Origin of the sequence: uncultured Aggregatibacter sp., from assembly GCF_901873365.1 — a bacterium.
Classification (GTDB): Bacteria; Pseudomonadota; Gammaproteobacteria; order Enterobacterales; family Pasteurellaceae; genus Aggregatibacter.
Map to the genome: position 1 here is coordinate 18309 of NZ_CABFLM010000082.1, position 25980 is coordinate 44288.

The 25980-nt window shown below is 43.2% G+C and carries 25 protein-coding genes; 16 read left to right on the forward strand and 9 right to left on the reverse strand.

What is annotated here, in order from left to right; genetic code table 11:
• The first annotated feature begins 5 nt into the window (after positions 1-5).
• The gene (locus tag QZ106_RS07270; protein ID WP_021615360.1) at positions 6-818 is read left to right on the forward strand and encodes an ABC transporter ATP-binding protein; all 813 of its coding nucleotides are present in this window, start codon (positions 6-8) and stop codon (positions 816-818) included.
• 96 nt (positions 819-914) lie between these two features.
• Here the strand turns inward: QZ106_RS07270 and rsmI are convergent, their stop codons facing one another.
• Positions 915-1763: a 16S rRNA (cytidine(1402)-2'-O)-methyltransferase gene (gene rsmI, locus QZ106_RS07275; protein ID WP_295976014.1), complete on the reverse strand. Its 849-nt coding sequence runs from the start codon at positions 1761-1763 to the stop codon at positions 915-917.
• Between the two features lie 74 nt (positions 1764-1837).
• Between rsmI and QZ106_RS07280 the strand changes: the two genes are divergently transcribed.
• The 4 genes from QZ106_RS07280 (at position 1838) to dolP (ending at position 5167) form a co-directional block, all read left to right on the forward strand.
• On the forward strand, positions 1838-3556 hold the full coding sequence (locus tag QZ106_RS07280) for a penicillin-binding protein activator (RefSeq protein ID WP_295976015.1): 1719 nt from the start codon (positions 1838-1840) through the stop codon (positions 3554-3556).
• Between the two features lie 7 nt (positions 3557-3563).
• Positions 3564-3923 (forward strand): YraN family protein, encoded by a 360-nt coding sequence (locus tag QZ106_RS07285; RefSeq protein ID WP_295976016.1) that lies wholly within the window; start codon positions 3564-3566, stop codon positions 3921-3923.
• A 5-nt stretch (positions 3924-3928) separates the two neighbouring features.
• A complete protein-coding gene (locus tag QZ106_RS07290) occupies positions 3929-4513 on the forward strand; it encodes an SIS domain-containing protein (protein WP_295976018.1) in 585 nt (194 codons plus the stop codon).
• A gap of 66 nt (positions 4514-4579) precedes the next feature.
• Positions 4580-5167, forward strand: coding sequence for a division/outer membrane stress-associated lipid-binding lipoprotein (gene dolP, locus QZ106_RS07295; protein ID WP_295976019.1), 588 nt, complete (start codon positions 4580-4582; stop codon positions 5165-5167).
• Between the two features lie 96 nt (positions 5168-5263).
• Here the strand turns inward: dolP and folK are convergent, their stop codons facing one another.
• The 3 genes from folK to dksA form a co-directional block, all read right to left on the reverse strand.
• On the reverse strand, positions 5264-5770 hold the full coding sequence (gene folK, locus QZ106_RS07300; RefSeq protein WP_295976021.1) for a 2-amino-4-hydroxy-6-hydroxymethyldihydropteridine diphosphokinase: 507 nt from the start codon (positions 5768-5770) through the stop codon (positions 5264-5266).
• The gene (gene pcnB / locus QZ106_RS07305) at positions 5763-7220 is read right to left on the reverse strand and encodes a polynucleotide adenylyltransferase PcnB (protein ID WP_295976023.1); all 1458 of its coding nucleotides are present in this window, start codon (positions 7218-7220) and stop codon (positions 5763-5765) included. Before pcnB ends, folK begins: the two co-directional genes overlap by 8 nt.
• Before the next feature lie 115 nt (positions 7221-7335).
• Complete coding sequence (dksA, locus tag QZ106_RS07310; RefSeq protein ID WP_021615370.1) at positions 7336-7773, reverse strand: RNA polymerase-binding protein DksA; 438 nt, start codon at positions 7771-7773, stop codon at positions 7336-7338.
• Between the two features lie 299 nt (positions 7774-8072).
• On the opposite strand from dksA, the gene QZ106_RS07315 reads away from it, so the two are divergent.
• The 8 genes from QZ106_RS07315 to QZ106_RS07350 all read left to right on the forward strand — a co-directional run bounded on the left by QZ106_RS07315 (position 8073) and on the right by QZ106_RS07350 (position 17775).
• Positions 8073-10502, forward strand: a complete 2430-nt coding sequence (locus tag QZ106_RS07315) for a DNA internalization-related competence protein ComEC/Rec2 (protein ID WP_295976025.1) — start codon at positions 8073-8075, stop codon at positions 10500-10502.
• A gap of 41 nt (positions 10503-10543) precedes the next feature.
• Positions 10544-12295 (forward strand): lipid A ABC transporter ATP-binding protein/permease MsbA, encoded by a 1752-nt coding sequence (gene msbA / locus QZ106_RS07320; protein WP_295976028.1) that lies wholly within the window; start codon positions 10544-10546, stop codon positions 12293-12295.
• Between the two features lie 18 nt (positions 12296-12313).
• On the forward strand, positions 12314-13294 hold the full coding sequence (gene lpxK, locus QZ106_RS07325) for a tetraacyldisaccharide 4'-kinase (RefSeq protein ID WP_295976030.1): 981 nt from the start codon (positions 12314-12316) through the stop codon (positions 13292-13294).
• 6 nt (positions 13295-13300) lie between these two features.
• A complete protein-coding gene (locus QZ106_RS07330) occupies positions 13301-13480 on the forward strand; it encodes a Trm112 family protein (protein WP_006717924.1) in 180 nt (59 codons plus the stop codon).
• Between the two features lies 1 nt (position 13481).
• Entirely contained in the window at positions 13482-14255 is a 774-nt protein-coding gene (kdsB, locus tag QZ106_RS07335; protein ID WP_295976033.1) for a 3-deoxy-manno-octulosonate cytidylyltransferase, read from the forward strand.
• 234 nt (positions 14256-14489) lie between these two features.
• Positions 14490-16319 carry an excinuclease ABC subunit UvrC gene (gene uvrC, locus QZ106_RS07340; RefSeq protein ID WP_295976157.1) on the forward strand — a complete coding sequence of 610 codons (1830 nt, stop codon included), beginning with the start codon at positions 14490-14492 and terminating at the stop codon, positions 16317-16319.
• A gap of 85 nt (positions 16320-16404) precedes the next feature.
• Positions 16405-16878, forward strand: coding sequence for a transcriptional regulator ArgR (gene argR, locus QZ106_RS07345; RefSeq protein ID WP_295976035.1), 474 nt, complete (start codon positions 16405-16407; stop codon positions 16876-16878).
• A 6-nt stretch (positions 16879-16884) separates the two neighbouring features.
• Complete coding sequence (locus tag QZ106_RS07350) at positions 16885-17775, forward strand: TIGR01777 family oxidoreductase (RefSeq protein WP_295976036.1); 891 nt, start codon at positions 16885-16887, stop codon at positions 17773-17775.
• 571 nt (positions 17776-18346) lie between these two features.
• On the opposite strand, the gene QZ106_RS07355 is transcribed toward QZ106_RS07350, so the two are convergent.
• From QZ106_RS07355 to greA, 5 genes are all read right to left on the reverse strand, one after another.
• On the reverse strand, positions 18347-18859 hold the full coding sequence (locus QZ106_RS07355; protein WP_295976038.1) for an NlpC/P60 family protein: 513 nt from the start codon (positions 18857-18859) through the stop codon (positions 18347-18349).
• 167 nt (positions 18860-19026) lie between these two features.
• Positions 19027-19881, reverse strand: coding sequence for a 3-deoxy-8-phosphooctulonate synthase (gene kdsA / locus QZ106_RS07360; RefSeq protein WP_295976041.1), 855 nt, complete (start codon positions 19879-19881; stop codon positions 19027-19029).
• A 9-nt stretch (positions 19882-19890) separates the two neighbouring features.
• Positions 19891-20790: a peptide chain release factor N(5)-glutamine methyltransferase gene (gene prmC / locus QZ106_RS07365; RefSeq protein WP_295976043.1), complete on the reverse strand. Its 900-nt coding sequence runs from the start codon at positions 20788-20790 to the stop codon at positions 19891-19893.
• Between the two features lie 44 nt (positions 20791-20834).
• Positions 20835-21917, reverse strand: a complete 1083-nt coding sequence (prfA, locus tag QZ106_RS07370; protein ID WP_295976045.1) for a peptide chain release factor 1 — start codon at positions 21915-21917, stop codon at positions 20835-20837.
• Positions 21918-22073: 156 nt separating this feature from the next.
• The gene (gene greA, locus QZ106_RS07375) at positions 22074-22550 is read right to left on the reverse strand and encodes a transcription elongation factor GreA (protein WP_295976047.1); all 477 of its coding nucleotides are present in this window, start codon (positions 22548-22550) and stop codon (positions 22074-22076) included.
• 152 nt (positions 22551-22702) lie between these two features.
• On the opposite strand from greA, the gene dacB reads away from it, so the two are divergent.
• The 3 genes from dacB (at position 22703) to QZ106_RS07390 (ending at position 25975) form a co-directional block, all read left to right on the forward strand.
• Positions 22703-24145 (forward strand): serine-type D-Ala-D-Ala carboxypeptidase, encoded by a 1443-nt coding sequence (gene dacB, locus QZ106_RS07380; protein ID WP_295976048.1) that lies wholly within the window; start codon positions 22703-22705, stop codon positions 24143-24145.
• Between the two features lie 94 nt (positions 24146-24239).
• The gene (locus QZ106_RS07385; RefSeq protein WP_295976049.1) at positions 24240-25109 is read left to right on the forward strand and encodes a DMT family transporter; all 870 of its coding nucleotides are present in this window, start codon (positions 24240-24242) and stop codon (positions 25107-25109) included.
• Between the two features lie 527 nt (positions 25110-25636).
• Positions 25637-25975 carry a hypothetical protein gene (locus QZ106_RS07390; protein ID WP_295976051.1) on the forward strand — a complete coding sequence of 113 codons (339 nt, stop codon included), beginning with the start codon at positions 25637-25639 and terminating at the stop codon, positions 25973-25975.
• Positions 25976-25980 lie beyond the last annotated feature (5 nt).

Genomic DNA, 25980 nt, shown 5'->3' on the forward strand with positions numbered 1-25980 from the left:
ACGAAATGCACTTACTACACGTTGAAAACCTGACAAAAACCTTCAAAAAAGATCTTGACCTGTTTGGCGACGGTTACTTTCATGCCGTGGAAAATGTGAGCTTTACCTTGGATGCCGGAAAAACATTGGCCATTATCGGGCGTAACGGTTCAGGCAAATCCATGTTGGCTAAAATGATTGTCGGCATTACTGAACCCACTTCAGGCAAAATCTTATTTCAAAATCAGCCCTTGATTTTTGGTGATTATACTTACCGCGCCAAGCATATTCGTATGGTTTTCCAAGATCCTAATACCGCCTTTAATCCGCGGCTTAATGTTGGTCAAATACTCGATGCGCCGTTGCTGTTAACCACATCACTTAATGAGCAGCAACGTACTCAAAAGATTTTTGATATCTTAACCTTAGTCGGGATGCACCCTGATCACGTGACGATTAAAATCAATACGCTTTCTATTAGTCAGAAGCAGCGTATTGCCCTTGCCCGTGCGTTAATTCTGGATCCGCAAATTATCATTATTGACGATGCCCTTGGCTCATTGGATGCAACGGTCAAAACACAGCTCACCAACTTAATGTTATCGTTACAAGAAAAATTCGGACTAACCTATATTTATGTGGGGCAACATTTAGGCATCATCAAGCATATTGCCGATGAAGTGTTAGTAATGGAAGAGGGTAAGATGATTGAATATGGCGACACTTATTCTTTATTTACTTCACCGCAAAGTGATGTGACCAAACGCCTGATCGAAAGCCATTTTGGCAAAATTTTAGACGAAACCTCTTGGGGAGAGACGTTTTTACCGATGATCTAATCGCAAGGTGCGGTAGATTTTCACCGCACTTTCACTTGTGCCCAAGTTGCGACATCTTGCGCAAACTTAACCTTGCCAATACATCGCTTGCACGTATTAACGCAATAATTCCAAGCCAAACTGATAAAGCTGATTTTTCTTGTAGCCATACAATTCCGCCACAATGGCAGCGGCTTTTTTCAACGGCAATTCTTGGCTAATTAAGGTTAGCGCGTGCATGGCTTGCGAAGAGATCGCTTCTACTTCATCTTCCTTTGGCTCGCCTTCAACAATAACCACCATTTCGCCTTTGGTACGATTCGGATCTTGCGCCAACCAAGCGATTAAATCGGCTAATTTGTCGCCATAGATTGTTTCCCATGTTTTGGTAATTTCACGCGCCAACACCACATAACGCTCGCTGCCAAAGACACTTTGCATATCCGCCAGACTGTCTAAAATGCGATGTGTGGATTCATAAAAAATCAAAGTGCGGTCTTCTTTTGCCACGTTTTTTAATTTATCCACGCGGGCTTTGCTTTTTGCCGGTAAGAAGCCTTCAAAACAAAAACGATCGGAGGCAATCCCCGAAGCACATAACGCCGTAATCGCCGCACAGGCACCCGGCAATGGCACAACCTGAATCCCCGCTTGCCGGCATTGACGCACCACATGAAAACCGGGATCACTGATTAATGGTGTACCGGCATCAGAAATTAACGCAATATTCACGCCTTGTAAAAGTTTTTCGACTAACGCACCGGCTTTTTGCTGTTCATTATGATCATGTAAGGCAAAAAACGGCTTTTTAATACCGTAATGGGCTAATAATAAACCGCTGTGTCGGGTATCTTCTGCTGCAATGAGATCGACTTGTTGAAACGTTTCCAGCGCACGTTGTGTAATATCTTGTAAATTGCCGATAGGCGTTGCGACGATATATAAAATTCCGTTTGAATTGCTCATTTAAACTTCTTTTATTTGCTTTTAGTTAGGGAGATAAGTAAGATCGCTCCAACTGTTTAACCAATGGAGTAATTATGTCTATTCTATTACAACGCATTAATTTAAAAAATCGATTAATGCCTTTTTTGTTCACGCTAATTTTAGCCGGCTGTAATGCCAATTTTATGGGGAACAGCTTCACCAGTGAACTCAAAAAAGATGCGAATGCAAGTTCTGAATTTTATATGAATAAAATTGGGCAAACACAAAAAATCGAAGATCAACAAACCTACAAATTATTAGCCGCGCGTGTACTCGTGACGGAAAACAAAGTGCCTCAAGCCCAAGCGCTATTAAACGAATTAAGCACACTCAATCCAGATCAATTATTGGATAAATCACTTATTGAAGCGCATATCGCTGCCGTACAAGGCAACAATCAACACGCTGAAGATTTATTACGCCGTGTGGATTTAACGCAATTAAGCAGTTCCCAGGTTGGCCGTTATTATGCGGTGAAAGCGCGCATAGCGGAAAACAAAAACGCCATTATTGATGCGGTGAAAGCACGTATTCAAATGGATCAAGTGCTCACCGATGTACCTCGAAAACAAGAAAATAATGACCGCACTTGGGCGTTATTACGTCAAGCGAATCGCGGTTTATTAAATAATACGCCGGATGAAGGCAATTTAGCCTTAGCCGGCTGGTTGGCGCTCGCCCGTGCTTATAATGATAATTTAAGTCAGCCAACCCAATTAAGCCAAGCTTTGCAAAATTGGAAATCGGCTTATCCGAATCACTCTGCGTCTTATTTATTCCCAACGGAATTACAAGGCTTATTCAATTTCCAACAAACATCACTTTCTCAAGTCGCCTTGCTTTTACCGCTAAGTGGTAATGGTCAAATTCTCGGTAACACCATTAAATCCGGTTTTGATGCCGCCAAAGGCGACAATACCGCTGTTCAAGTGCAGGTTTATGATACCGTTGCGACCCCTATCAACGATATTATTGCGCAAGCTAAACAAGCCGGTGTTCGTGCGATTATCGGACCTTTGCTAAAACAAAACGTAGATAGCGTATTAAATAATCCGTCTGCTATTCAAGGCATGGACGTTCTTGCATTGAACTCTACACCAAATGCCCGTGCTATTGGTCAAGTTTGCTATTATGGCTTATCTCCTGAAGATGAAGCCGAATCGGCCGCCAATAAAATGTGGAAAGATGGCATTCAAGTGCCAATGGTTGCGGTGCCACAAAACGATTTAGGACAACGTACTGCGACAGCATTTAACATTCGTTGGCAACAACTTTCCGGTACTGATGCGAATATTAAATATTACAACCAAACCGGTGATGTCGGTGTCGCGTTACAAGGCCAAAACGTACAAGGCCTTTATGTTGTTGCAAAAAGTGAAGAGTTGGCTGATGTAAAATCGGTGATTGATAATAGCGGCAGCAATATCAAATTGTATGCCAGCTCACGCAGCAACTCCTCCAATAACGGACCAGAATACCGCTTGTTAATGAACGGGCTACAATTTAGTGATATTCCGTTCTTCAAAGACACGGATTCTGCGCAATATCAAAAAATTGCCACCAATACTAACGGCGACTACTCGTTAATGCGTTTATACGCCATGGGAGCTGACGCTTGGTTGTTAATTAGTCATTTCAATGAACTACGCCAAGTGCCGGGTTATCAAATTGACGGCTTAACCGGTAAATTAAGCGCAGGTCCGAACTGCAATATCGAACGTGATATGACTTGGTTCCAATATCAAAATGGTGGCATTCAAGTATTAAACTAAGTTAAAAGTGTTTTCTCTAAAACGTCAACAAGGGGCGAGATTTGAACACAAAGCTCGCCTCTTTTTAGAATCTCAAGGCTTAACTTTTCTCGCGGCTAATCAGAATTTCAAATGCGGTGAATTAGATCTCGTCATGTTAGATCAAGACACTATCGTGTTTGTCGAAGTCCGCCAACGTAAAAACGATCACTTCGGCTCTGCCATAGACAGTGTGGATTGGAAAAAACAACAGCGTTGGATGGACGCTGCTGCACTTTGGTTGGCACAGCGGAAACAAAGTTTAGAAGATACAGACTGCCGTTTTGACTTAGTCGCCTTCGGCAAATCCGACCAAGATATCCAATGGATCCCCAACTTTCTTGATTAATCACTATGCTAAATAAACTCAATGATTTATATGAGGAAAATATTAAAACTCATATTTACGCCAAAAGTCTGTTAAGTACACAAATTGTCGAGGCGGCACAACGCATGATCAGCTGTCTCTTGCAAGGCAATAAAGTGATTGTGTGCGGAGAGGGGCGTTCTTATATTAATGCCCAATGCTTAGTGGCGAATTTATTAAATCGTTACGAATTAAAACGCCCGAGCTTTCCTTCTGTTTTATTGAGCTTAGATAGTGCGGTCAGTTCTACCTTTATTTCTGATCTTGCCTTAGAAAAATTATATCAACACCAATTTAACGCCACTGCGAAAAAAGGCGATATGCTAGTGGCATTCGCACCTTTAGGTAATGAAAAGAACGTGCTCAATATTATTACGCATGCGGTCAATAAAGACATTACAACTCTTGTTTTAACCGGCAGCAGCCACGATCATATTCAAGGCATTTTGACCGAAAACGATTTACACATCGCGGTGCCAAGCGCAAAAGAAAGCCGATTGTTGGAAAATCACTTATTTATTATTAACAGTATTTGTGAACTTATTGATTTTAAACTCTTTTCTCATTCATAGCTTGACAAAAACCGTCCATTCAAGCCACACTAGCGCATAATTACCACACAGACAAAGGAGACAATGATGCTAACAAGTCCATTAAAAAAACTGGTTCTTGTGTTAACGACAGCCTGCTTACTACAAGGTTGTGTTGCCGCTGCGATTGGTGGTGCTGCGGTTGCCGGTGCGACAAAAGTTGCCACCGATCCTCGCACCATGGGAACGCAAATTGACGATGAAACGTTAGAACAACGCGTCTATTCCGCCATCAAAAAAGATCCTCAAATTAAATCGGAAGCGCGTATTAGTGTCACTGCGTATAGTGGTCGTATCTTATTAACCGGTCAAATACCAAATGAAAGTTTGCGCGACGTTGCCACAGGATTAGCCAAAGGCGTACAAAACGTCAACGATGTTTATAATGAAGTTCGTGTAGGAGAAAAAGTCAGTTTTACTCAAATGAGCAAAGATGCTTGGATTACCAGCCAAATTAAATCTAAAATGCTTGTTGATTCCAAAGTGAAAACCAGTGACATCAAAGTGGTAACAGAAAATAATGAAGCCTTCCTCATGGGCAATGTGACCCAAGATCAGGGCAATGCTGCCGCGGAAATTGCGCGTAATGTTTCGGGTGTAACCAAAGTTGTCAAAGTTTTTAATTACTTAAATTAACATTCAAGGCGACGCTTATACGCCACTGTTCTTATATGACAAAAAGGTGCATAGCGCACCTTTTTATTTGCCTTTGATTTACGTATTTAAGTGCGGTCAATTTTCGAGGTGAATTTCATTTTTGTGTTTCACAATCACCATATGATGATCCGCAAATTTCTGCGCAAGCATTTGGATTGATTGTCCATTTGGCAACACAAGATGCGGGGCGATCTCAACCAATGGAATGATCACAAACTCGCGCTGATGCATATCATAATGCGGCACGGTCAGGCGTTCTGACTGAATAATGTGATCAGCGTAAAGCAAAATATCCAAATCTAATGTACGCTCTCCCCAACGGCGCAGACGAACACGACCTTGCTCATGCTCAATGCGTTGCAATTCATCTAACAATGCCAGCGGCGCAAGTGAGGTTTCCAAACAGGCAACTGCATTCACATAATCCGGCTGATCTTGTGGCCCAAGTGGCTTACTTTGATAAAAAGAACTCACCGCCGTTAATCTTGAATCAGAAAGCTCATTTAACGCCTGCAATGCGGCTGTCAGTTGCGCCTGAGGATGTTCAAGATTACTCCCTAAGGCAATATACACCTTATTCATGACTCACCTTTTTCGCAGAATGATGTCGCTTACGACGATGATATTTCCGTTTTTTAGGCTGACTCGGTAACGCTTTTACCAAATCTTGTCGTTGGCTTTCGTTGCTAAATTGGTATTCATGCCACCATGCCGCCAATTCCACCGCTTCACCACCCTCAATTTCTGCGCGTATAACCAATAAATCAAAGCCGGCACGAAATTTTGCTTGCTCAATGGCACGTTGTACAGATTTTGGCGTACGTTTTAAAAACTGTAATTGCAATAACCAAATTTCACGAATAACGGCCGTATGGCGACGCGGTACGGCTAAACTTTTACACAATTGCTCAAGTACATCATTTGAGGCTAACGCATAAGCATCGTAATTATTCAGCCCCCCTTCATTTTTTAACACCTCAACCCGTTCGCGTAAGGGATACCAAAAAAAGGCGGCAAATAAAAATGCCGGATTGATGGGGAGTTTGTCCGCCACGCGCTCATCCGTTGAAGTTAGCGCACGCAAAATCATTTTTTCCGTCATGCTATCTTCATACTCAGTAAAATAGGGCGTTAATAATGGGAAAAGTGGCTCAAACAAACCGTATTGACGTAATAGCCGATAAGTTTTGACACCGTAGCCACTTTGCAATAGCTTCAAGCTTTCTTCAAATAAACGTGCCGGTGGAATATTTTTGAGCAAATGGGCAAGGGATTTAATCGGCGCATCACTGGGTTTATCCAAGAACATATCCAATTTCGCCATAAAGCGAATAGAACGCAACATCCGCACCGGATCTTCCTGATAACGGGTAACCGGATCACCAATTAAACGCAACTTTCCATTTTTTAAATCGTCAATACCGTTGAAATAATCTTTCAACGTGTTGTCTTGTGGATTGTAATACAGCGCGTTTACACTAAAATCACGGCGTTCCGCATCTTGCTCCAAGGTGCCATACACGTTATCACGCAACAGCATGCCTTCTTCGCTTTGCTTGGCAAGCTTCTCATTATGATGTTCTGCATGGCCGGCGCGAAATGTCGCCACCTCAATAATCTCACGTCCAAACATCACGTGCGCTAAGCGAAAACGTCGCCCCACTAAACGGCATTGACGCTGAAAAATCGCCTGAATCTGTTCCGGACGGGCATTGGTCGCCACATCAAAATCTTTCGGTTTTTTACCGAGCAATAAGTCACGCAAACAGCCACCGACCACATAGGCTTCATACCCTTGGCGTTGCAATTTTTCCACCACCGCCAATGCATTACGATTAAACATACGCGGCGTAATGCCATGCACGGATGCCTTAATGCTATGTTTGCAATCTTTTTTAGGAGTGTTTCTTTTATTGTGGGATGAACCCTGAACCTTGTTTTTTACAGGTTCAGTCACTGTGATAGAGGGTCTTTTAGGTGAGGTTTTAACATCATGTTGAGTAGCCGAATGTTTTTGGCTTTTCTTACTCAAAAGATTTTTAATATAGGTAAAAATAAGACATCTCCGTTTATCAGAAAAATAACGTGAAAGTGCGGTCGAAAAATAAGGTGTTTTTTGACCGCACTTTTATCTGTTTTGAGTCGAATTAACCGACCATTTGTTTTTCGCGAATTTCCGCTAATGTTTTACAGTCGATACACAAATCTGCCGTTGGGCGCGCCTCTAAGCGTTTAATCCCGATTTCTACGCCACAAGATTCGCAATAACCAAAATCGTCGTTATCTAATTTTTTTAAGGTACTTTCGATTTTTTTCATTAATTTACGCTCACGATCGCGAGTACGCAATTCCAAGCTAAATTCCTCTTCTTGCGTTGCTCTATCAGAGGGATCCGGAAAATTAGACGCCTCATCTTGCATATGCGCAACAGTTCGAGACGCTTCATCTCTAATTTGATCATGCCAAGCTTGAAGGATTTTTCTGAAATGCAGCACTTGCTGCTCATTCATATACTCTTCGCCTTTTTTCTCTTTGTACGGCTCAACACCGGCTAACGCTAATAAGCTCAAAGACGCTTTACTCATTTGTATCTCCTAATAAAAAACGCATCCATTTAACACGTCTAAAACGCCACTTATCTGTGTTGCTTTTACGGATTATCAAAGTAACACCAAAATTAAAACAGACCCTAGTTTTTGAAAGGCGTAATAAATAACAGAACTTCCTCAAATGATCAAATGAATTTACGTTTCATTTCATCGTTTTTACCTTAATTTTTCTAAATTTGCGATCTTGCACGCATTATTGATTCGCCGGTTTATCTCTCCCCTCGGTTTCCTTTCATATTACGCCTTGAGTTAAATAATAAAGTGCAGTTAAAAACGTGACTATTTCATTAGATAAATTCGCCGGTTGCCTGATTTTCAGCGGATTAACACTGCTCGTTTTACCGGATAATTGGCTTTTATCATGGGAAATGGGTGCCTATATCGCATTTCCGATATTACTTATAATGTTACTGTGTTATTGCCTTAAATTAACGCGTTTATCCACCTTCCTTACCTATTGTTTATTGTGTTTAGTGCAACTGGTTTATGTACATTACCCTGCCCTGTCACTTCTTCAACAAGCGGATAATATCGCCTATCTGCCGAACCCCCTTCACACCGAATTCACCGTGCAAGAAATATTACATCAACAAGATTTTCAAACACTGGTCATTGTCGCCAAACTCGCTGAGCATTTGCCGGAACAGCGAATTTATGCGCAATGTAAAGCGCCACACAAAGTAAAAATTGGTGAGCGCTATGCAGGAGATTTACGTCTGCGCCCCCTTTCTTCTCGTTTAAATATGCACGGCTTTGATCGCCAACAATGGTACTTTAGTAAACGCATCACTGCGTGGGCAGAAGTGAAAAGTGCGGTCAAAATAGATCACGTTTTTTCATGGAGGCAAAACGCACTTCATCATGCGCTCAAGCAAACAGAACTGTTATCTCAACAAGGGTTATTATTAGCGCTTGGTTTTGGCGAACGGGCATGGCTTAAAAACGCCACATGGCAAATTTATCAAAAAACTAACACAGCGCACTTGATCGCGATTTCAGGATTACATATCGGCTTGGCGATGATGTTAGGCTTTGCCTTGGCACACTTACTCCAATTTACGTTTCCAACCCATTACATCACCCCAACCTTTCCTATTTTCTGCGGCTTCATGTTAGCCCTGCTTTATAGTCAACTTGCAGGTCTGGCAATCCCCACGCTACGCGCCATCATTGCCCTTGCTTTGCTCTACGCTATTCAGCATTTAAGACTGCATTGGACGGTGTGGCAACTGTTATTACGAGTGGTCGCACTACTGATTTTTATCGATCCGCTCATGTTGCTTTCCACCAGTTTTTGGCTATCCGTGGGCGCGGTCACCTGTTTGATTATTTGGTATCAATGTTTCCCACTCTCCTTATTACACTGGCGCGGCAAACCACTCACGAGTTCCCCTTGGCGAAAAGTGCGGTACGTTTTCGGTTTATTTCATTTGCAACTCGGTTTGCTTTGGTTATTCACGCCGATTCAATTGTTCTTTTTTAACGGCATTTCCTTAAACAGTTTTATTGCCAATCTTATTGCCGTGCCACTTTATAGCTTCATTTTAGTGCCGTTGGTGCTGTTTGCTGTGCTCACCCAAGGAAGCTGGAATACATGGTGGCTTGCCAATGATCTGGCAGAAAAAATCACCGCACTTTTAGCCCCGTTGCAGGATCATTGGCTGGCTATTTCTCTTCCCCACAGTTTATGGATTACGCTTGTTTTAACCGGCCTGTTTTTAGGCTTTCTTCATTACGTTTATAAACCCCAGAAACCCCTTTCTTCTACATTGGAATTAGCAAAACTCACTCGTTTAAAGGGATTTCACCTCGCTGCTGAACGCACTTTGAGTTTACCGTTACAAAAGACAATTTATGGCTTAGGTTGCGGATTGATTGTGTTTTGCAGCACCACATTAGCGCACCACTACCTTTCCCGCCCAAATTGGCAATTGGATACCTTAGATGTGGGGCAAGGATTAGCCACCTTGATCGTGAAAGATGGCAAAGGCGTGCTATACGACACCGGCTCAAGTTGGGAAAGCGGCAGTATGGCGCAGTTAGAAATTCTGCCTTATTTACAGCGACAAGGCATTCAGTTGGAATGGCTGATTTTAAGCCATGATGACAACGATCATTCGGGCGGTGCTCGTGCGATGTTGAGCGCTTATCCCGACATTCAACTGACCACCGCTTCGCAAAAACGCTATGGCGAAAAAAACACGGCAGAAAACGACCGCACTTTTTGCCTTGCCGGCAAACAATGGGCATGGCAGGGCTTGCGCTTTACTGTACTCTCCCCCGATAACATCCTGCCCCGTGCGGAAAATCCCGATTCCTGTACGCTGCTCTTAACCGACGGCAAACACAATATTTTACTGACAGGCGATGCCGATCTCAGCGTGGAATACAACATTTTACCCAAGCTAGATAAAATCCACGTACTACAAGTAGGACACCACGGCAGCAAAACCTCAACAGGAGAAGCATTAGTGCGCCACACACAGCCGGATATTGCGCTAATTTCCAGTAGCCGTTGGAATCCTTGGCATTTTCCCCATCAAACGGTTGTTGACCGATTAACGCGACACCATGCTCAACTTTATAACACGGCAGAAGCCGGACAAATCCGCTTATTATTTGAAGAAAACGACATCAAAATTCAAACGGCACGGGCGGAATTTTCGCCATGGTATCGCAGATTAATTGGCTTGAAGGGTAAATAAAGGTACAATGCGCCATTATTTTTGACCCAACGACAGATATTATGACGCAAGATCAAGATCTTTCCACCCTGCAAACCTTCAAGCGATTATGGCCGACCATTAGCCCTTATAAAACCGGTCTTATTGCCGCCGGCATTGCATTGGTGCTCAATGCGTTAACCGATTCCGGTTTAATTTTCTTACTTAAACCCTTGTTAGACGAAGGCTTTGGCAAGGCAGATGCCTATTTCTTAAAGCAAATGTCGGTTTTTGTGGTATTGCTGATCATTTTTCGCGGTATTTCCGGTTTTATTTCTAACTATTGTTTAGCGTGGGTATCCGGCAAAGTGGTGATGACCATGCGTCGCCGTTTATTTAAACACTTAATGTTTATGCCGGTCGGTTTTTTTGATAAAAACGCGACCGGAAAACTCCTTTCCCGCATCACTTATGATTCTGAAGTGATAGCCAACGCCTCTTCAGGTTCCTTGGTGACCATTGTGCGCGAAGGCGTATATTTGATTTCCCTGTTAGGCATCATGCTTTATACCAGCTGGCAACTGTCGGTTGTATTGCTGATTATCGGCCCGATTATCGGCGTGTTAATCAGTTTAGTGTCGAAGAAATTCCGTAATCTTAGCCGTAATATGCAAAACTCCATGGGTGATTTAACCTCCACCACAGAGCAAATGTTAAAAGGGCATAAAGTGGTACTGTCTTTCGGCGGGCAAGTTATCGAGGAAGAACGTTTCAATCAAGTGAGCAACGATATGCGCCGTAAAGGCATGAAAATGGCGGCGGCCGATGCCATTGCCGATCCTGTGGTGCAAATCATTGCCTCCTTTGCCCTTGCCGCCGTGTTATACCTCGCGAGTTTCCCTTCCATCATGGATCAAAACTTAAGTGCGGGCACATTTACCGTTGTTTTCTCTTCCATGCTTGCCTTAATGCGCCCGTTAAAATCCTTAACGAACGTCAACGCCCAATTCCAACGCGGTATGGCAGCCTGTCAAACCTTGTTCGGTATTTTGGATATGGAAACGGAAAAAGACACGGGTACGCATAAAGCGGACAATGTGAAAGGCGACCTTGAATTTAAAAATGTCACCTTTCGCTATGAGGGCAAAGAAGAACTTGCCTTGGATAATATTTCTTTCCACATTCCTCATGGCAAAACGGTGGCATTGGTGGGGCGTTCCGGTTCCGGTAAATCTACCATCGCGAATTTAGTGACCCGCTTCTATGATGTGACTCAAGGTGAAATTCTATTAGACGGCGTGAATATTCAAGATTATCGCCTATCAGATTTACGCGAAAATTGCGCCGTTGTCTCCCAACAAGTGCACTTATTCAACGATACCATCGCCAATAACATCGCTTATGCAGCGAAAGATAAATATAGCCGTGAAGAAATCATCAACGCAGCAAAAGCGGCTCATGCCATGGAATTTATCGACCATTTAGAAAATGGTTTAGATACCGTTATCGGCGAAAATGGCGCCAGCTTATCCGGCGGTCAACGCCAACGTTTAGCCATTGCTCGTGCCTTATTACGGAATTCACCGGTGTTAATTTTAGATGAAGCGACCTCCGCTTTAGATACGGAATCCGAGCGTGCGATTCAAGCCGCATTGGAAGAAATTCAAAAAGATCGTACCGTTTTGGTGATCGCGCATCGTTTATCCACCATTGAAAAAGCGGACGAAATTCTTGTCATTGAAAACGGACAAATTAAAGAACGCGGCAACCACCAAGCCCTATTGGCACAAGGCGGTGCGTATAAACAATTACACGGCATGCAGTTCAGTCAATAATTAACCTAAGGAGAAAGTATGCAGTTTTGGTATTCCCGTTCGTGGATCACATGGCTACTCTGCCCTTTCTCTTTGTTATTTTGGCTGATTAGTACTCTTCGTCGAGCGCTCTTTCGCTTTCATGTCTTAAAATCCTATCGCGCACCGGTTCCCGTCGTGGTTGTCGGCAATTTATCTGTGGGCGGAAACGGAAAAACACCTGCGGTGATTTGGTTAGTTGAGGAACTCCGCAAGTGCGGTCTGAATGTTGGGGTGATTTCCCGTGGTTATGGTAGCCAAACGAAAACCTATCCTTTGTTGGTTACGCCGAGCAGTGATCCGGTACAAGCCGGTGATGAGCCGGTTTTAATTGCCACACGGACCCACGCCCCGGTTTGCATTTCACCAAATCGCCAACAAGCCATCGAATGTCTATTACAACATGCGTCTTGTGATGTCATCATTAGCGATGACGGCTTACAACATTACAAATTACAGCGTGATGTTGAAATCGTAATCATGGATGCTCAGCGTGGTCTAGGTAATGGTTTCTTGTTGCCGGCAGGCCCGCTACGCGAATTGCCGAGCCGTTTACAATCCGTCGATTTCATTATTACCAACGGCGCAGAAAATCAATACAGCGATGCGGTGATGCTGTTAAAACCACAATACGCCGTCAATTTAGTGACCAAAGCGCAACGTCCGTTAAATGAATTTAACCACGCCACCGCTATTGCCGGTATCGGCAATCCGCCACGCTTTTTTGCGATGTTAGAACAACAGGGAATCACCTTAAGCGAAACTCAAGCCTTCCAAGATCATCAGGCTTTTACCGCCTCTTTGTTTGATAAATTCGATAAAAATCAACCGCTCTTCATGACCGAAAAAGATGCGGTGAAGTGTCTCGCCTTTGCGCAAGAAAATTGGTGGTATGTGCTGGTAATCACGGAAATCCAAGGGGATAAAACACAGCTATTGATTCAAAAAATCGTGCAAAAGTGCGGTCAAAAATCAACGTAAAACACCATGAACAAACAATTATTGGATATCGTGGCTTGCCCAACTTGCCATGGACATTTGGAATACGATGAGCAACATCAACGTTTAATTTGTCGCATTGAAAAGCTTGCCTACCCGATCAAAAACGGTATTCCGATATTATTAGCAGAACAGGCAGAAACATTAAGCCAATCAGAGGAACAATAACATGACCCAATTCACCGTAATCATTCCCGCCCGTTACGCCTCCAGCCGTCTGCCGGGCAAACCGTTAGCAGACATTGCCGGCAAACCGATGATTCAACATGTTTTTGAACAAGCTAAGCAATCCGGCGCCAGCCGAATCATTATCGCGACCGACAATGAGCAGGTGGCAACCGCGGCTAAAAATTTTGGTGCGGAAGTGTGCATGACGGCAGAAAGCCACAATTCCGGTACAGAACGCTTGGCTGAAGTGGTGGAAAAACTGGCGATTCCCGACAACGAAATCATCGTGAATATTCAAGGCGATGAACCGCTTATTCCGCCGGTGATCGTCAAACAAGTGGCAGAAAATCTCGCCAAATACCCTGTTAACATGGCAAGCCTTGCGGTCAATATCGACGAGCCTGAGGAATTATTTAATCCCAACGTGGTGAAAGTGCTAACGGATAAAGACGGCTATGTGCTTTATTTCTCCCGTGCAGTGATTCCTTGGGATCGTGATCAATTCGCGCAAATGGATGGCGTGGCCAAATTGCAACTGAACACACAATACCTGCGCCACATCGGCATTTATGCTTATCGCGCCGGTTTCATTAAACAATATGTGCAATGGCAACCGACCGCATTAGAACACATCGAAAAACTGGAACAGCTACGCGTGCTTTGGAACGGCGAAAAAATTCATGTAGAACTCGCCAAAGAAGTACCTGCGGTGGGCGTGGATACCGCCGAAGATCTGGAAAAAGTGCGGTCGATTTTGATAAAGAAATCACATTAAAGAAAATACTCCCCTCTTTAGAAAAGAGGGGCTGGGGGAGATTTGACAGACGGAATTAACGGAGAAAATAATGTGTTTCTCAATGCAATTAAGCAATTTATAATTTTGTATTGCTATCAGGAATAACAAATCTCCCCTAACCCCTCTTTAGAAAAGAGGGGAATTTGCTTTAAAAAAGCAAAGACGATAATGTTTAAAATCATTTCAATATAAAATCCAACTTAATCATTCATGATGACTTTCGACGCTAAAAAATTCCTCGCTAACGTACCGCACTTACCGGGCGTTTATCGTATGTATGACGATAGCAACACGGTGATTTATGTGGGTAAGGCGAAAGATCTGAAAAAACGCTTATCCAGTTATTTTCGCAAGCAGTTAAACAGCAAGAAAACAGAGGCGTTAGTGGCATCAATTCATCATATTGAAACCACGATTACCACCTCGGAAACAGAAGCACTCCTGCTTGAGCACAATTACATCAAAACCTATCAGCCGCGTTATAACGTGTTGTTGCGCGACGATAAATCCTATCCGTATATTTTATTAACCAAAGAAACGCATCCTCGTATTACGTCTTATCGCGGCTCGAAAAAAATCCAGGGAGAATATTTCGGCCCTTATCCCAATGCCGGCGCGGTGCGTGAGACCTTGTCTTTGTTGCAAAAGCTGTTCCCTATTCGACAATGTGAAAACTCCGTATATAACAACCGCTCTCGCCCTTGTTTGCAATATCAAATCGGGCGTTGTCTTGCCCCCTGCGTAAAAGGTTATGTAACAGACGAAGCCTATGCACAGCAAGTGAATTTTGCCCGCTTGTTCTTACAGGGGAAAGATCAACAAGTGTTGGATCATTTGGTCAAACAAATGGAACAGGCAAGTCAGCAACTGAATTTTGAAGAAGCAGCGCGGATTCGCGATCAAATTCAGGCGGTGCGCGCGGTAATTGAAAAACAATTTGTCGCCAACGATCGCCATGATGATATTGATATTATCGCCATCGCCTACCAACTTGGCGTGGCTTGTGTTCAGGTGTTGTTTATTCGTCAGGGTAAGATTTTAGGGAATCGTAGTTACTTTCCGAAAGTACCAAGCAATACCAATCTGGCAGAACTCACTGAAACCTTTGTTGGGCAATTTTATCTACAGGCACACCAAGGCAGAACTATTCCGAATACCATTATCGTGGATCAAAAACTGGAAGAAAAAGCGGATTTGGAAACCTTGTTAAGCGACCAAGCGGGGCGAAAAGTTATCATTCAAGATCATGCCAAAGGTGATAAAAGCAAATACCTGCAACTTGCGCAAATGAATGCCAAAGCCGCGTTAGTGACCAAGTTAAAACAATCTACCTTGCAACATGATCGCTATGCCGCCCTGCAAGAATTACTCGGCATTGATGTTATCAAACGCATGGAATGTTTTGATATCAGCCACACGATGGGCGAACAAACTATCGCTTCCTGCGTGGTGTTCAATCAAGACGGGCCGCTAAAATCCGATTATCGTCGTTTCAACATCAGCGGCATCACCAAAGGCGATGACTACGCGGCTATGGAGCAAGCACTGTTAAAACGCTACGACAAAGATTTGGAAGAAGACAAAATCCCCGACATTATTTTTATTGACGGCGGCAAAGGGCAACTCAACCGTGCGCTACAAGTGTTTGAAAATCTCAAGGTAAAATGGAATAAAAACCGACCGCACTTAATTGGCGTTGCCAAAGGCGTCGATCGTCGTGCCGGCTTGGAAACCCTAATTTTAAGCAAATGGGATAAAGAATTGCATTTGCCATCGGACAGCCTCGCGCTCCATTTAATCCAACATATCCGCGATGAAAGCCACAACCACGCCATCAGCGGACACCGTAAGAAACGCCAACAACATTTCACCCAAAGTGGCTTAGAAAGCATCGAAGGCGTAGGCGCCAAACGCCGCCAAGCGCTCCTCAAATACCTTGGCGGCTTACAAGGCGTTAAAAATGCTACCCTCGATGAAATCGCCTCCGTCCCCGGCATTTCAAAAGCGTTGGCAGAAAAGATTTTTGAGACGTTGCAGCATTAAGACTTGCCACGCAAAATAAAGAATGATTTGCTAAAAAGATAATTTTTATGCAAAATCCGTTTATATTTATCTTGCTGGAATTCGTATGCTTAACAAACCTAACTCGCTTCTACAGGCGTTTAAAGACTTATTGCGTCAAGAAAAATTCGGCTCGCAGAGCGAAATTGTGGCTGAATTGCAAAAACTCGGATTTCATTCGATTAATCAATCGAAAGTCTCCCGAATGCTCACCAAAGTCGGGGCGGTACGCACGCGTAATACTCGCATGGAAATGGTGTATTGCCTTCCCACTGATCTCACCGTACCACAAGCCGCCAGTTCACTGAAAGATTTGGTGTTAGATATTGATCATAACAATATGCTGATAGTGATTCATACCAGCCCCGGCGCGGCACAACTCATTGCTCGTTTACTGGATTCGATCAGTAAAGCCGAAGGTATTTTAGGCAATATTGCCGGGGACGATACCATTTTTGTCACCCCAACCCGCGATACCGACATTCAGCGATTATTTGCCAAAATACAGGCATTATTTGATCATTCAAATGAATCCATTTAGACGCTTATGAGAATTCTTATTACCGGCGCAACCGGCTTTATTGGCTCGGCCCTCGTGCCGCAACTTTTGGCGCGAAATCATCACCTCACCGCATTCGTGCGCGATATTTCAACTGCGCAAGCCAAACTCCCCGCTTCTCCCAACATCGAATACATTAATACACTGGATTATTTTCAACATTTAGATCAGTTTGATGCCGTCATTAATCTGGCCGGTGAACCGATTTTTCACCGTCGTTGGACGGATGAACAAAAACACCGCCTAAAAGACAGTCGCGTTGCTTTAACGCAACAACTGGCGGACTTAATTAATCGCAGTACGACACCACCTTGTTTTATCTCAGGTTCCGCGACCGGTTATTATGGCGATGGTCAAGAGCAGGTTTTACATGAGAGAAGCGCACCGGCAATAAACTTTATCGGTGAATTATGCCAAGCTTGGGAAGCAGCGGCATTACAGGCTCGCACGCGCGTTTGTATTATGCGAACCGGCATGGTCCTTGGCAAACAAGGCGGGGCGTTGGCTAAAATGATACCGCTCTATTCTTGTTGTCTCGGTGCGAAACTAGGTTCCGGGCAGCAATATTGGGCATGGATCGCCCTTGAGGATATGGTAAACGCGATGTTATTTTTACTCGAACACGATACTTGCCAAGGCGTATTTAATCTCGTTGCGCCACACGCCATTCGTCAAAAAGACTTTCACGCTATGCTAGGACGTGCGATGAAACGTCCTCAACAGCCCTTTGCCGCACCGGCATTGATGTTGAAATGTCTTCTTGGGGAACGCGCCTCGCTATTACTGGACAGCCAGCATATTCAGCCTCAACATTTACTTGCGCAAGGCTTTCAATTCCGCTATCCGACATTGTCATCTTATTTGCCTGACCTGATTTAAGCGTTGCTTCAAACGTCATGGTGGATATTTATGGTCGCACAGTGGAAATTATCCCATTCCGCCAGAATACGCAGAGCCTATTATAGCGTGCAACTTGTTGCACGAAATCGTGAATGCCCGAAAGAGTTAAATAATGTTCCCTGTGTGGTGTGGTCGTGCATCAAGATGCACGCTACACACTGACCTGATTTAAGCGTTGCTTCAAACGTCATGGTGGATATTTATGGTCGCACAGTGGAAATTATCTCATTCCGTCAGAATACGCAGAGCCTATTGTAGCGTGCAACTTGTTGCACGAAATCGTGAATACCCGAAAGGGTTAAATAACGTTCCCTGTGTGGTTTAGTCGTGCATCAAGATGCACGCTACGCACTGACTTGATTTAAGTGTTGCTTCAAACGTCATGGTGGGTGTTTATGGTCTAACCGTGGACATTATCCCATTCCGTCCAAAGACACAGATCCTATTAGCAAAAGTGCGGTGAAAAATGAATATATTTCCTACCGCACTTTGTTGCTATATATAAAAACAGCCGCTTATTATCAAAGCGGCTGTTTACGTTATCTCTAAATTAAAGAACGCGACGAGATTGCGTGTATGTTTTTGCCCAGTAGCTATCATCTAGGGACTCAATGATCACACCACGGCTTGTGCTAGAATGCATAAATCGATTATTACCAATATACACACCTACATGATTATTTTTACGGAAGAAGACTAAATCGCCTACTTTTAATTCATGCTTCTGAATTTGCTTGCCAACATGGCGTTGTTCCGCAGTGGAACGTGGTAATGCTAAACCGTAGGCTTTAAGAAAGGTTGTTTGCATAAAACCGGAGCAGTCGATCCCGCCTTTAGTCAACCCGCCTAAACGATAACGTGTACCTGCCCATTCTTGGTAGATTTTCGCAAGTCGTTTATCGGTAATCTCCGAATATTGACGTGGTTTGTTGGTTTTTAGCGTGGTGCTAATGAGTTGATTTAATTGTTCTTCATCTTGTGCCGAGGCTGTTGAATTTTCAGATGTCGTAGAACAGGCCGTTAATACAAATAGCGGAAGAAGAATAAAAAATTTCTTAAACATAGGTAATCGTCGTTATTTTAAAAGTTATTTATACATAAAAATTCTCGGTGATCCTAGCGTAAAATAAAGAAGAAATCCAGAAAAAGTGCAATTTAATTTCATAAAATTCATGTTTTATCGCCTATATCGTGCATAAAAAGAATTTTATGCACGATATATTGAAGAGACTAGTTAGCTGTATCTAATTCTGGGAAAGATTTCACCAAATCATCCACGGCTTTCATTTGTGAAACAAAGGCTTCCAATTTATCTAACGGTAATGCTGACGGGCCATCACATTTTGCTTTGCTCGGTTCCGGGTGCGCCTCGAGGAATAGGCCAGCCAAACCAACCGCTAAACCGGCACGGGCAAGTTCGGTGACTTGCGCACGACGGCCACCGGAGGCAGCGCCAAACGGGTCACGACATTGCAATGAATGGGTCACATCAAAAATCACCGGACAACCTTGAGAGACGTTTTTCATCACGCTGAAACCCAACATATCAACAATTAAATTGTCATAGCCGAAATTCGTGCCACGATCACACAAAATCACTTTATCGTTGCCGCATTCAGCGATTTTTTCCACAATATTACCCATTTGTCCCGGACTTAAAAATTGCGGTTTTTTTACATTAATGATCGCACCGGTACGCGCCATCGCTTCGACTAAATCTGTTTGGCGAGCAAGAAATGCCGGTAACTGAATAATATCCGCCACCTCGGCAACCGGTTGGCATTGATAAATTTCATGTACATCCGTAATGATTTTTACGCCGAATGTTTGCTTTAACTCAGCAAAAATCTTCAATCCCTGCTCCATGCCCGGGCCGCGATAAGAATGAATGGAAGAACGGTTTGCCTTATCAAAAGAGGCTTTGAATACATAAGGCACACCCAATTTTTGCGTCACTTCCACATATTTTTCACACACTTGCATTGCCATATCGCGGCTTTCGAGCACATTCATGCCGCCAAATAAGACAAAGGGTTTATCGTTGGCAATTTGAATATCGCCTAATTGAATGAGTTTATTTTGCATACGTTTTCCTTATTTATTTTCAGTTTGCGCCCAACAACCTAATGTTACGCGCTCATTATTTCCGTAATCCCGTAAAGTTTCAATCGATGTCCAAAAATTCTCTTGGAAAATCGACCGCACTTTTTCCCCTTGTTGCCAACCATGTTCCACCAACAGATAACCGCCTGTCCGCATAAATTTCGGCGCATTGGAGATAATATGACGTAAGTCCGCATAGCCTTCTTCTTCCGCCACTAACGCCGACAAGGGCTCAAAGCGTACATCTCCTTGGGTTAAATGTTCATCCTTTGCATCAATATAAGGCGGATTACTCACAATCAAATCAAATGTGCCAGTCACCTTGTCAAACCAATGGCTTTGTAAAAAACTGACGTCTAACTGATTTTTTTCCGCATTAGATGTCGCCAAAGCCACCACATTCGGCATGACATCCACTCCGATAATTTCCGGTTGAATGTGTTTTTTTTGCGCAATGGGTTTCAGTTCAGAGGCTAACGCCAAGGCAATCGCCCCCGTGCCGGTACCTAGATCTAAAATACGAAAACATTGGGAATCTTGACCGCACTTTTGTAGCTTTTCAATGGCAATCGCTAGCGCTTTTTCCACCAGAATTTCGGTATCCGGACGCGGAATCAGCGTGCCTGCTGAGACATTTAATGGCAACGACCAAAACTCTTTTTCACCGAGAAGATAAGCGATGGGCTCACCTTGCAAACGACGAGATAAAAGTGCGGTCAGTTTTTCTTGTGTTTTTTCGTCCAACGTTGTCTCTCCAAAAGCCAAAATAAATGCACGCGATTTTTTTGTTACAAATTGCAATAACACTTGTGCATCAGTTCTGCCATTTTCCGTAGGATTCGCCTGATTTAACGCTTGCGCGGCTTGTTGCAGCCATTGTTGGTAGTTCATGTTTGTTCAATAAAAATGAACGAGCCGTTAAGCTCGTTCTCTCGTTAATTCTGTTCGGACAATGCCGCCAACTGATCCGCCTGATATTCGGTGATAATCGGCTGAATCAAATCGTCAATTTTACCATTCATCACTTCATCTAAGCGATAAATCGTCAAGTTAATGCGGTGATCAGTCACACGCCCTTGTGGGTAGTTGTAGGTACGAATCTTATCAGAACGGTCACCGGAACCCAAAAGGTTACGACGGGTATCCGCTTGCTCTTGCGCCAATTTTTCCTGTTCTTGTTGTACTAAACGGGAAGCCAGCACGGACAAGGCTTTGGCTTTATTTTTATGTTGTGAACGCTCATCCTGACACTCCACCACCATGCCGGTTGGAATATGCGTAATACGCACGGCAGAATCGGTTTTATTAATGTGCTGACCACCCGCACCGGAGGCTCGATAGGTATCAATACGCAAATCTGACGGGTTAATTTCCGGCATTTCTGATTCCGGCAATTCCGGCATCACCGCAACAGTACACGCAGAGGTATGAATACGCCCTTGAGACTCAGTTTTCGGTACACGTTGTACACGGTGACCGCCTGATTCAAATTTTAATTGACCATAGGCACCATCGCCGCTCACAAGGGCAATAATTTCTTTAAATCCGCCTTGCTCGCTTTCGTTTTCACTCAGCACTTCAATGCGCCAGCGTTTGGTTTCCGCATAACGGCTATACATACGGAAAAGATCGCCGGCGAAAATCCCAGCTTCATCACCACCTGTACCGGCGCGGATTTCAAGGTAGCAGTTATATTCGTCGTTCGGATCTTTCGGTAATAAGAGAATTTGTAAATGCTGCTCAACTTGTTCCAGTTCGGCTTTGGATTCTTCAATCTCCATTTGTGCCATTTCTTTCATTTCCGGATCGTCAAGCAGGAGCTGCGCTTCTTCTAAATTGGCATTGAGTTGATTCCAACGGCTAAAACTTTTCACCACGTCTTCAAGTTGCGAATATTCTTTGGAATAGGCTCTGAATTTATCTTGATCACTAATGACAGAAGCATCGCCTAGCAACGCTTCAAGCTCTTCATAACGTTCTTTTAAGCTATCTAATTTACTGATAATAGAGGGTTTCATTCTTTAACCTTCGAAGGAAAATGGACAGGGAAATAAAAAAATCGGGGCATTCTAGCACAGAATCGGCTGGTTGTTGAACTTTACAAATAAAGAAAGGCGCTGTTAATGAACATGAGCGCCTTCCAAAAGGGATTTTAAGCCTCTGTTTAGGCGAATTTACACATACTCTACGTCAATAATTTCAAATTCAACCACACCACCCGGTGTTGTGATATTCACCACATCATCCACTTCTTTGCCGACCAATCCCCGTGCAATCGGTGAATTCACCGAAATCAAGCCGTTTTTAATATCCGCTTCATCGTCGCCCACGATACGGTAAGTCACTTCATCTTCCGTATCGGTATTAACTAACACCACCGTCGCACCAAAAATCACTTTGCCGTTATTCGGGATTTTAGTGACATCAATAATTTGGCAGTTCGCAAGCTTGCCTTCAATTTCCTGAATTCGCCCCTCGCAGAATCCTTGCTGCTCACGGGCGGCATGATATTCCGCATTTTCTTTTAAGTCGCCGTGTTCGCGCGCTTCTGCAATGGCTTTGATGATTTCCGGGCGGCGTTCGTTCTTTAAATATTCCAGCTCTTTGCGTAAAAGTTCTGCACCTCGAACCGTCATGGGAATTTGTTGCATATAAGACTTTCCTTAATTTAGATAAAGAAAAACTGTGGGATCGTCATGATCCCCCAGTATAAATTAATCATGTTGCGAGAAAACTTTACTCTCGTCTATTCGAGTACTATTATTGTTCGTCTTATTAAAAATAGCAACAACAAGTCCGAATTATGTCTATGTTTTCACCACGCCGATACTTTTCAAAAACCGTTTTATGTCTCACCCTAACCGCCTCCGTACACAGCTTTGCTGATGTCGATTTAACGCCACATCTCGGCAACTTGCCTGAAGGCGCCAATCTCGCATTTATCGCTAAAAACCTACACCAAGATAAAATTGTCGCCGATTATCACGGGCAAACATTCATGTTGCCGGCCAGTACACAAAAAGTCTTCACCGCGTTAGCGGCAAAACTCGCCCTTGGCGATTCGTTTCAATTTCAGACCGCACTTTTAACCAACGGAGACATTCAAAACGGACAATTAAACGGCGATTTAATCGTCCGTTTCACCGGCGATCCCGATTTAACCAGTGGACAACTTTTTAATTTATTATCAGAACTGAAAAAGCAAAATATCAGTAAAATCACCGGCAATCTCATTTTAGATACCTCCGTATTCACCAGCCATGATCGCGGCTTAGGTTGGATTTGGAACGATTTAACCATGTGTTTTAATGCCCCACCGGCGGCCGTAAACATTGATAATAACTGCTTTTATGTAGATATTGACGCCAACCAACCGCCCGGTGAGCTGGTGAAATTTAACGTGCCGTCACAATATCCGATACAAGTGTTCGGACAGGTTTATGTGGCAGATAAAGACGAAGCGCCTTATTGCCAATTAGATGCCTTAGTGCATGACAACAATCGCTATCAAGTAAAAGGCTGTTTAGCACGCCAAGCGAAACCCTTCGGGTTAAGTTTTGCCGTGCAAGATCCTAATGCCTTTGCAGCAGCGATCATTGAACGTCAGCTCAAACGCCTTAACATTGAATTTAACGGACAAGTACAACAACCCTATCGCCAACAACAAGGGCAAGTATTAGCACAACATTTCTCCAAGCCGTTGCCCGATCTTATCAAAAAAATGATGAAAAAATCCGACAACCAAATTGCTGATGCCTTATTCCGCACGATTGCCTATCAGCAATACAAACGCCCGGCGTCTTTCCAGCTAGGCACATTAGCCATGAAACACGTCTTGGCACAAGTGGGGATTAAATTCGGCAACAGCATTATCGCCGACGGCTCAGGCTTATCCCGTCACAACCTCATCGCACCGCAAACCATGTTACAGGTGTTGGATTACATCGCGAAAAATGAAGAAACGTTGCATCTATTAGACAGCTTCCCTGTTGCCGGTGTGGACGGCACATTAAGTGGACGTGGCTCTTTAATCAATCCGCCATTAGTCAAAAACGTCATGGCTAAAACCGGCGCACTAAAAGGTGTTTATAATCTGGCAGGTTATCTCACCAACGCGCGTGGCGAAAAAATTGCCTTCGTTCAATTTATCAATGGCTACTCCACCGGCGATCTTGAAAGCAAAACCAAACGTGCGCCATTGGTACAATTTGAAAGCGGCGTATATAACGCCTTATATCAAGATTGATTTTGCCGAATCGAAGCAAGAAAAACACCGCAAAAAACCACCGCACTTTTGTTATAATTACACGCCCTACTTTCTTTAATCAGTTATAACATCCATGCAATCAAATCGTTTTGCGGCCAGTATGTTGGTTATCGGCTGTGTCTTATTTGGGCTCGGTAGCCTTATCGTTAAATTTGTTCCTGTTGGCGCCTACGCCATCGCCTTTTGGCGGTTGCTAATTGCATCAGGAATTTTTGGGCTTTTAATGAAGCTTTATCGTAAGCCCTTGCCAAAACAACCTAAGGCTTTATTTTGGGCAATCGCTTCAGGCATATTTCTCGCATTTGATTTAGCCTTTTGGCATGAAAGCATTTACGCTGTCGGACCGGGTATTTCCACTCTATTAAACAGCTTACAAATCTTCTTTTTAGCATTTATTGGTTGGCTGTTTTTTCAAGAACAGCAAAGTAAATTACAGCTTGCAAGCCTGCTTATCGCAATAGTCGGTGTAGTGCTTATTGCCAGTCCCGAACTTCAACATAATATCGAAGCGGGCTATGGTATTTTTATCGGATTACTTTCCGGCGCCTGCCTCGCCGCCTCCATGGCATCGATTCGCCAAGTACACCGCATTGAACCGATTTCCATTTTTCCACTCATGTGGCTTATCAGTATCAGTGGTACCATCACATTAACTCTGCCATCACTGATATTCAACGCCGATTCCCTTTATCCAACAACACTCACGGACATCAGTTTAATTCTGACTTACGGTGTTGTTATGCAATGCATCGCCTGGGGTATGATTGCCTACACAATCCCTTTGCTCAGTCTAGGCTTAACCGGATTATTGTTACTTTCCGAACCTGTCGCTGCACTCGTTATCGACGCATTTTTATTACACAAACCCATCAACGTATGGCAATGGTTCGGGGCCTTTATCACCTTAGTCGCCATTTATTTAGGGTCACTGAAAAATAAATGAAAAAAACACCGCACTTTATGTGGTAAGACAATCGCTAGCGTTTACGTTAGAGGGGGGAAATGATAGAATGCGCCACGGTTTTGTGATAGAACATCAACATCGTTAAAAGTGCGGTTAAAATCGGCAACGTTTTCGTATTGCGTTGCAATGCATTCGGCATATAATCTTCTCCATAATTAAATAAGGGAGAAAAAATTATGTTAGATAGCTCAGTGAATTTCCGTACTCAGACAGAGATTAAATAGCAAGCCTTTAATGTCATCAAAAGCTACTGTTTAACGCCTGCTCAAGTATTAAACATGTTTTAACCCAAAATCGCCAAAACCAATACCATTCTGCTCAGTTTAGATTATCAGCTGAATGAAACCACCTGTCGCGCAATGGAAGATTCTTTAAATGGAGAAGTGTTACATGTATTCCTTTGAAGAATTTCAAAATCAAATGCGGGATTTATGTAAATCCTAAAATGTTTGATCTTATCCTTTGTCCTAATTAAATAATATAACCAAAATCTAAATGAGATAAAAATGAGCCAATTAGATCTATTAAAGAATACTAAAAACAGACAACAACTAGAGGAATTTCTAAAAAATAATAATATTCCTGAAACGGAAAATTTTAAAGCGCAAATAAAAACTCTTAACCTTGATTTGAATGATGTTGAAATTAACATAGACAATAACCACCGTAAGGATTGGGGTGTTGTGAATATATATTGGGAAAATACAATATGTAATTACAAAGAATTAGGATTATATGGTTCATACCGTTCAGATTATTACCATATCAACTTTGACCTGAAAAATAATATTCTAATTATTTTCAGTGATAAAACTAAAATTCAAATTAGCTATACAACTAACTAAGGCTA

Coding starts and splice junctions, on each gene's coding strand:
- QZ106_RS07355 (WP_295976038.1), bottom strand. CDS start 18,859: ATGTTTAAGAAATTTTTTATTCTTCTTCCGCTATTTGTATTAACGGCC.
- argR (WP_295976035.1), top strand. CDS start 16,405: ATGCTTAACAAACCTAACTCGCTTCTACAGGCGTTTAAAGACTTATTG.
- lpxK (WP_295976030.1), top strand. CDS start 12,314: ATGCAGTTTTGGTATTCCCGTTCGTGGATCACATGGCTACTCTGCCCT.
- QZ106_RS07280 (WP_295976015.1), top strand. CDS start 1,838: ATGTCTATTCTATTACAACGCATTAATTTAAAAAATCGATTAATGCCT.
- QZ106_RS07385 (WP_295976049.1), top strand. CDS start 24,240: ATGCAATCAAATCGTTTTGCGGCCAGTATGTTGGTTATCGGCTGTGTC.
- kdsB (WP_295976033.1), top strand. CDS start 13,482: ATGACCCAATTCACCGTAATCATTCCCGCCCGTTACGCCTCCAGCCGT.
- QZ106_RS07350 (WP_295976036.1), top strand. CDS start 16,885: ATGAGAATTCTTATTACCGGCGCAACCGGCTTTATTGGCTCGGCCCTC.
- dksA (WP_021615370.1), bottom strand. CDS start 7,773: ATGAGTAAAGCGTCTTTGAGCTTATTAGCGTTAGCCGGTGTTGAGCCG.
- msbA (WP_295976028.1), top strand. CDS start 10,544: ATGACGCAAGATCAAGATCTTTCCACCCTGCAAACCTTCAAGCGATTA.
- QZ106_RS07330 (WP_006717924.1), top strand. CDS start 13,301: ATGAACAAACAATTATTGGATATCGTGGCTTGCCCAACTTGCCATGGA.
- QZ106_RS07270 (WP_021615360.1), top strand. CDS start 6: ATGCACTTACTACACGTTGAAAACCTGACAAAAACCTTCAAAAAAGAT.
- QZ106_RS07390 (WP_295976051.1), top strand. CDS start 25,637: ATGAGCCAATTAGATCTATTAAAGAATACTAAAAACAGACAACAACTA.
- prfA (WP_295976045.1), bottom strand. CDS start 21,917: ATGAAACCCTCTATTATCAGTAAATTAGATAGCTTAAAAGAACGTTAT.
- folK (WP_295976021.1), bottom strand. CDS start 5,770: ATGAATAAGGTGTATATTGCCTTAGGGAGTAATCTTGAACATCCTCAG.
- prmC (WP_295976043.1), bottom strand. CDS start 20,790: ATGAACTACCAACAATGGCTGCAACAAGCCGCGCAAGCGTTAAATCAG.
- QZ106_RS07290 (WP_295976018.1), top strand. CDS start 3,929: ATGCTAAATAAACTCAATGATTTATATGAGGAAAATATTAAAACTCAT.
- greA (WP_295976047.1), bottom strand. CDS start 22,550: ATGCAACAAATTCCCATGACGGTTCGAGGTGCAGAACTTTTACGCAAA.
- dolP (WP_295976019.1), top strand. CDS start 4,580: ATGCTAACAAGTCCATTAAAAAAACTGGTTCTTGTGTTAACGACAGCC.
- rsmI (WP_295976014.1), bottom strand. CDS start 1,763: ATGAGCAATTCAAACGGAATTTTATATATCGTCGCAACGCCTATCGGC.
- kdsA (WP_295976041.1), bottom strand. CDS start 19,881: ATGCAAAATAAACTCATTCAATTAGGCGATATTCAAATTGCCAACGAT.
- uvrC (WP_295976157.1), top strand. CDS start 14,490: ATGACTTTCGACGCTAAAAAATTCCTCGCTAACGTACCGCACTTACCG.
- dacB (WP_295976048.1), top strand. CDS start 22,703: ATGTCTATGTTTTCACCACGCCGATACTTTTCAAAAACCGTTTTATGT.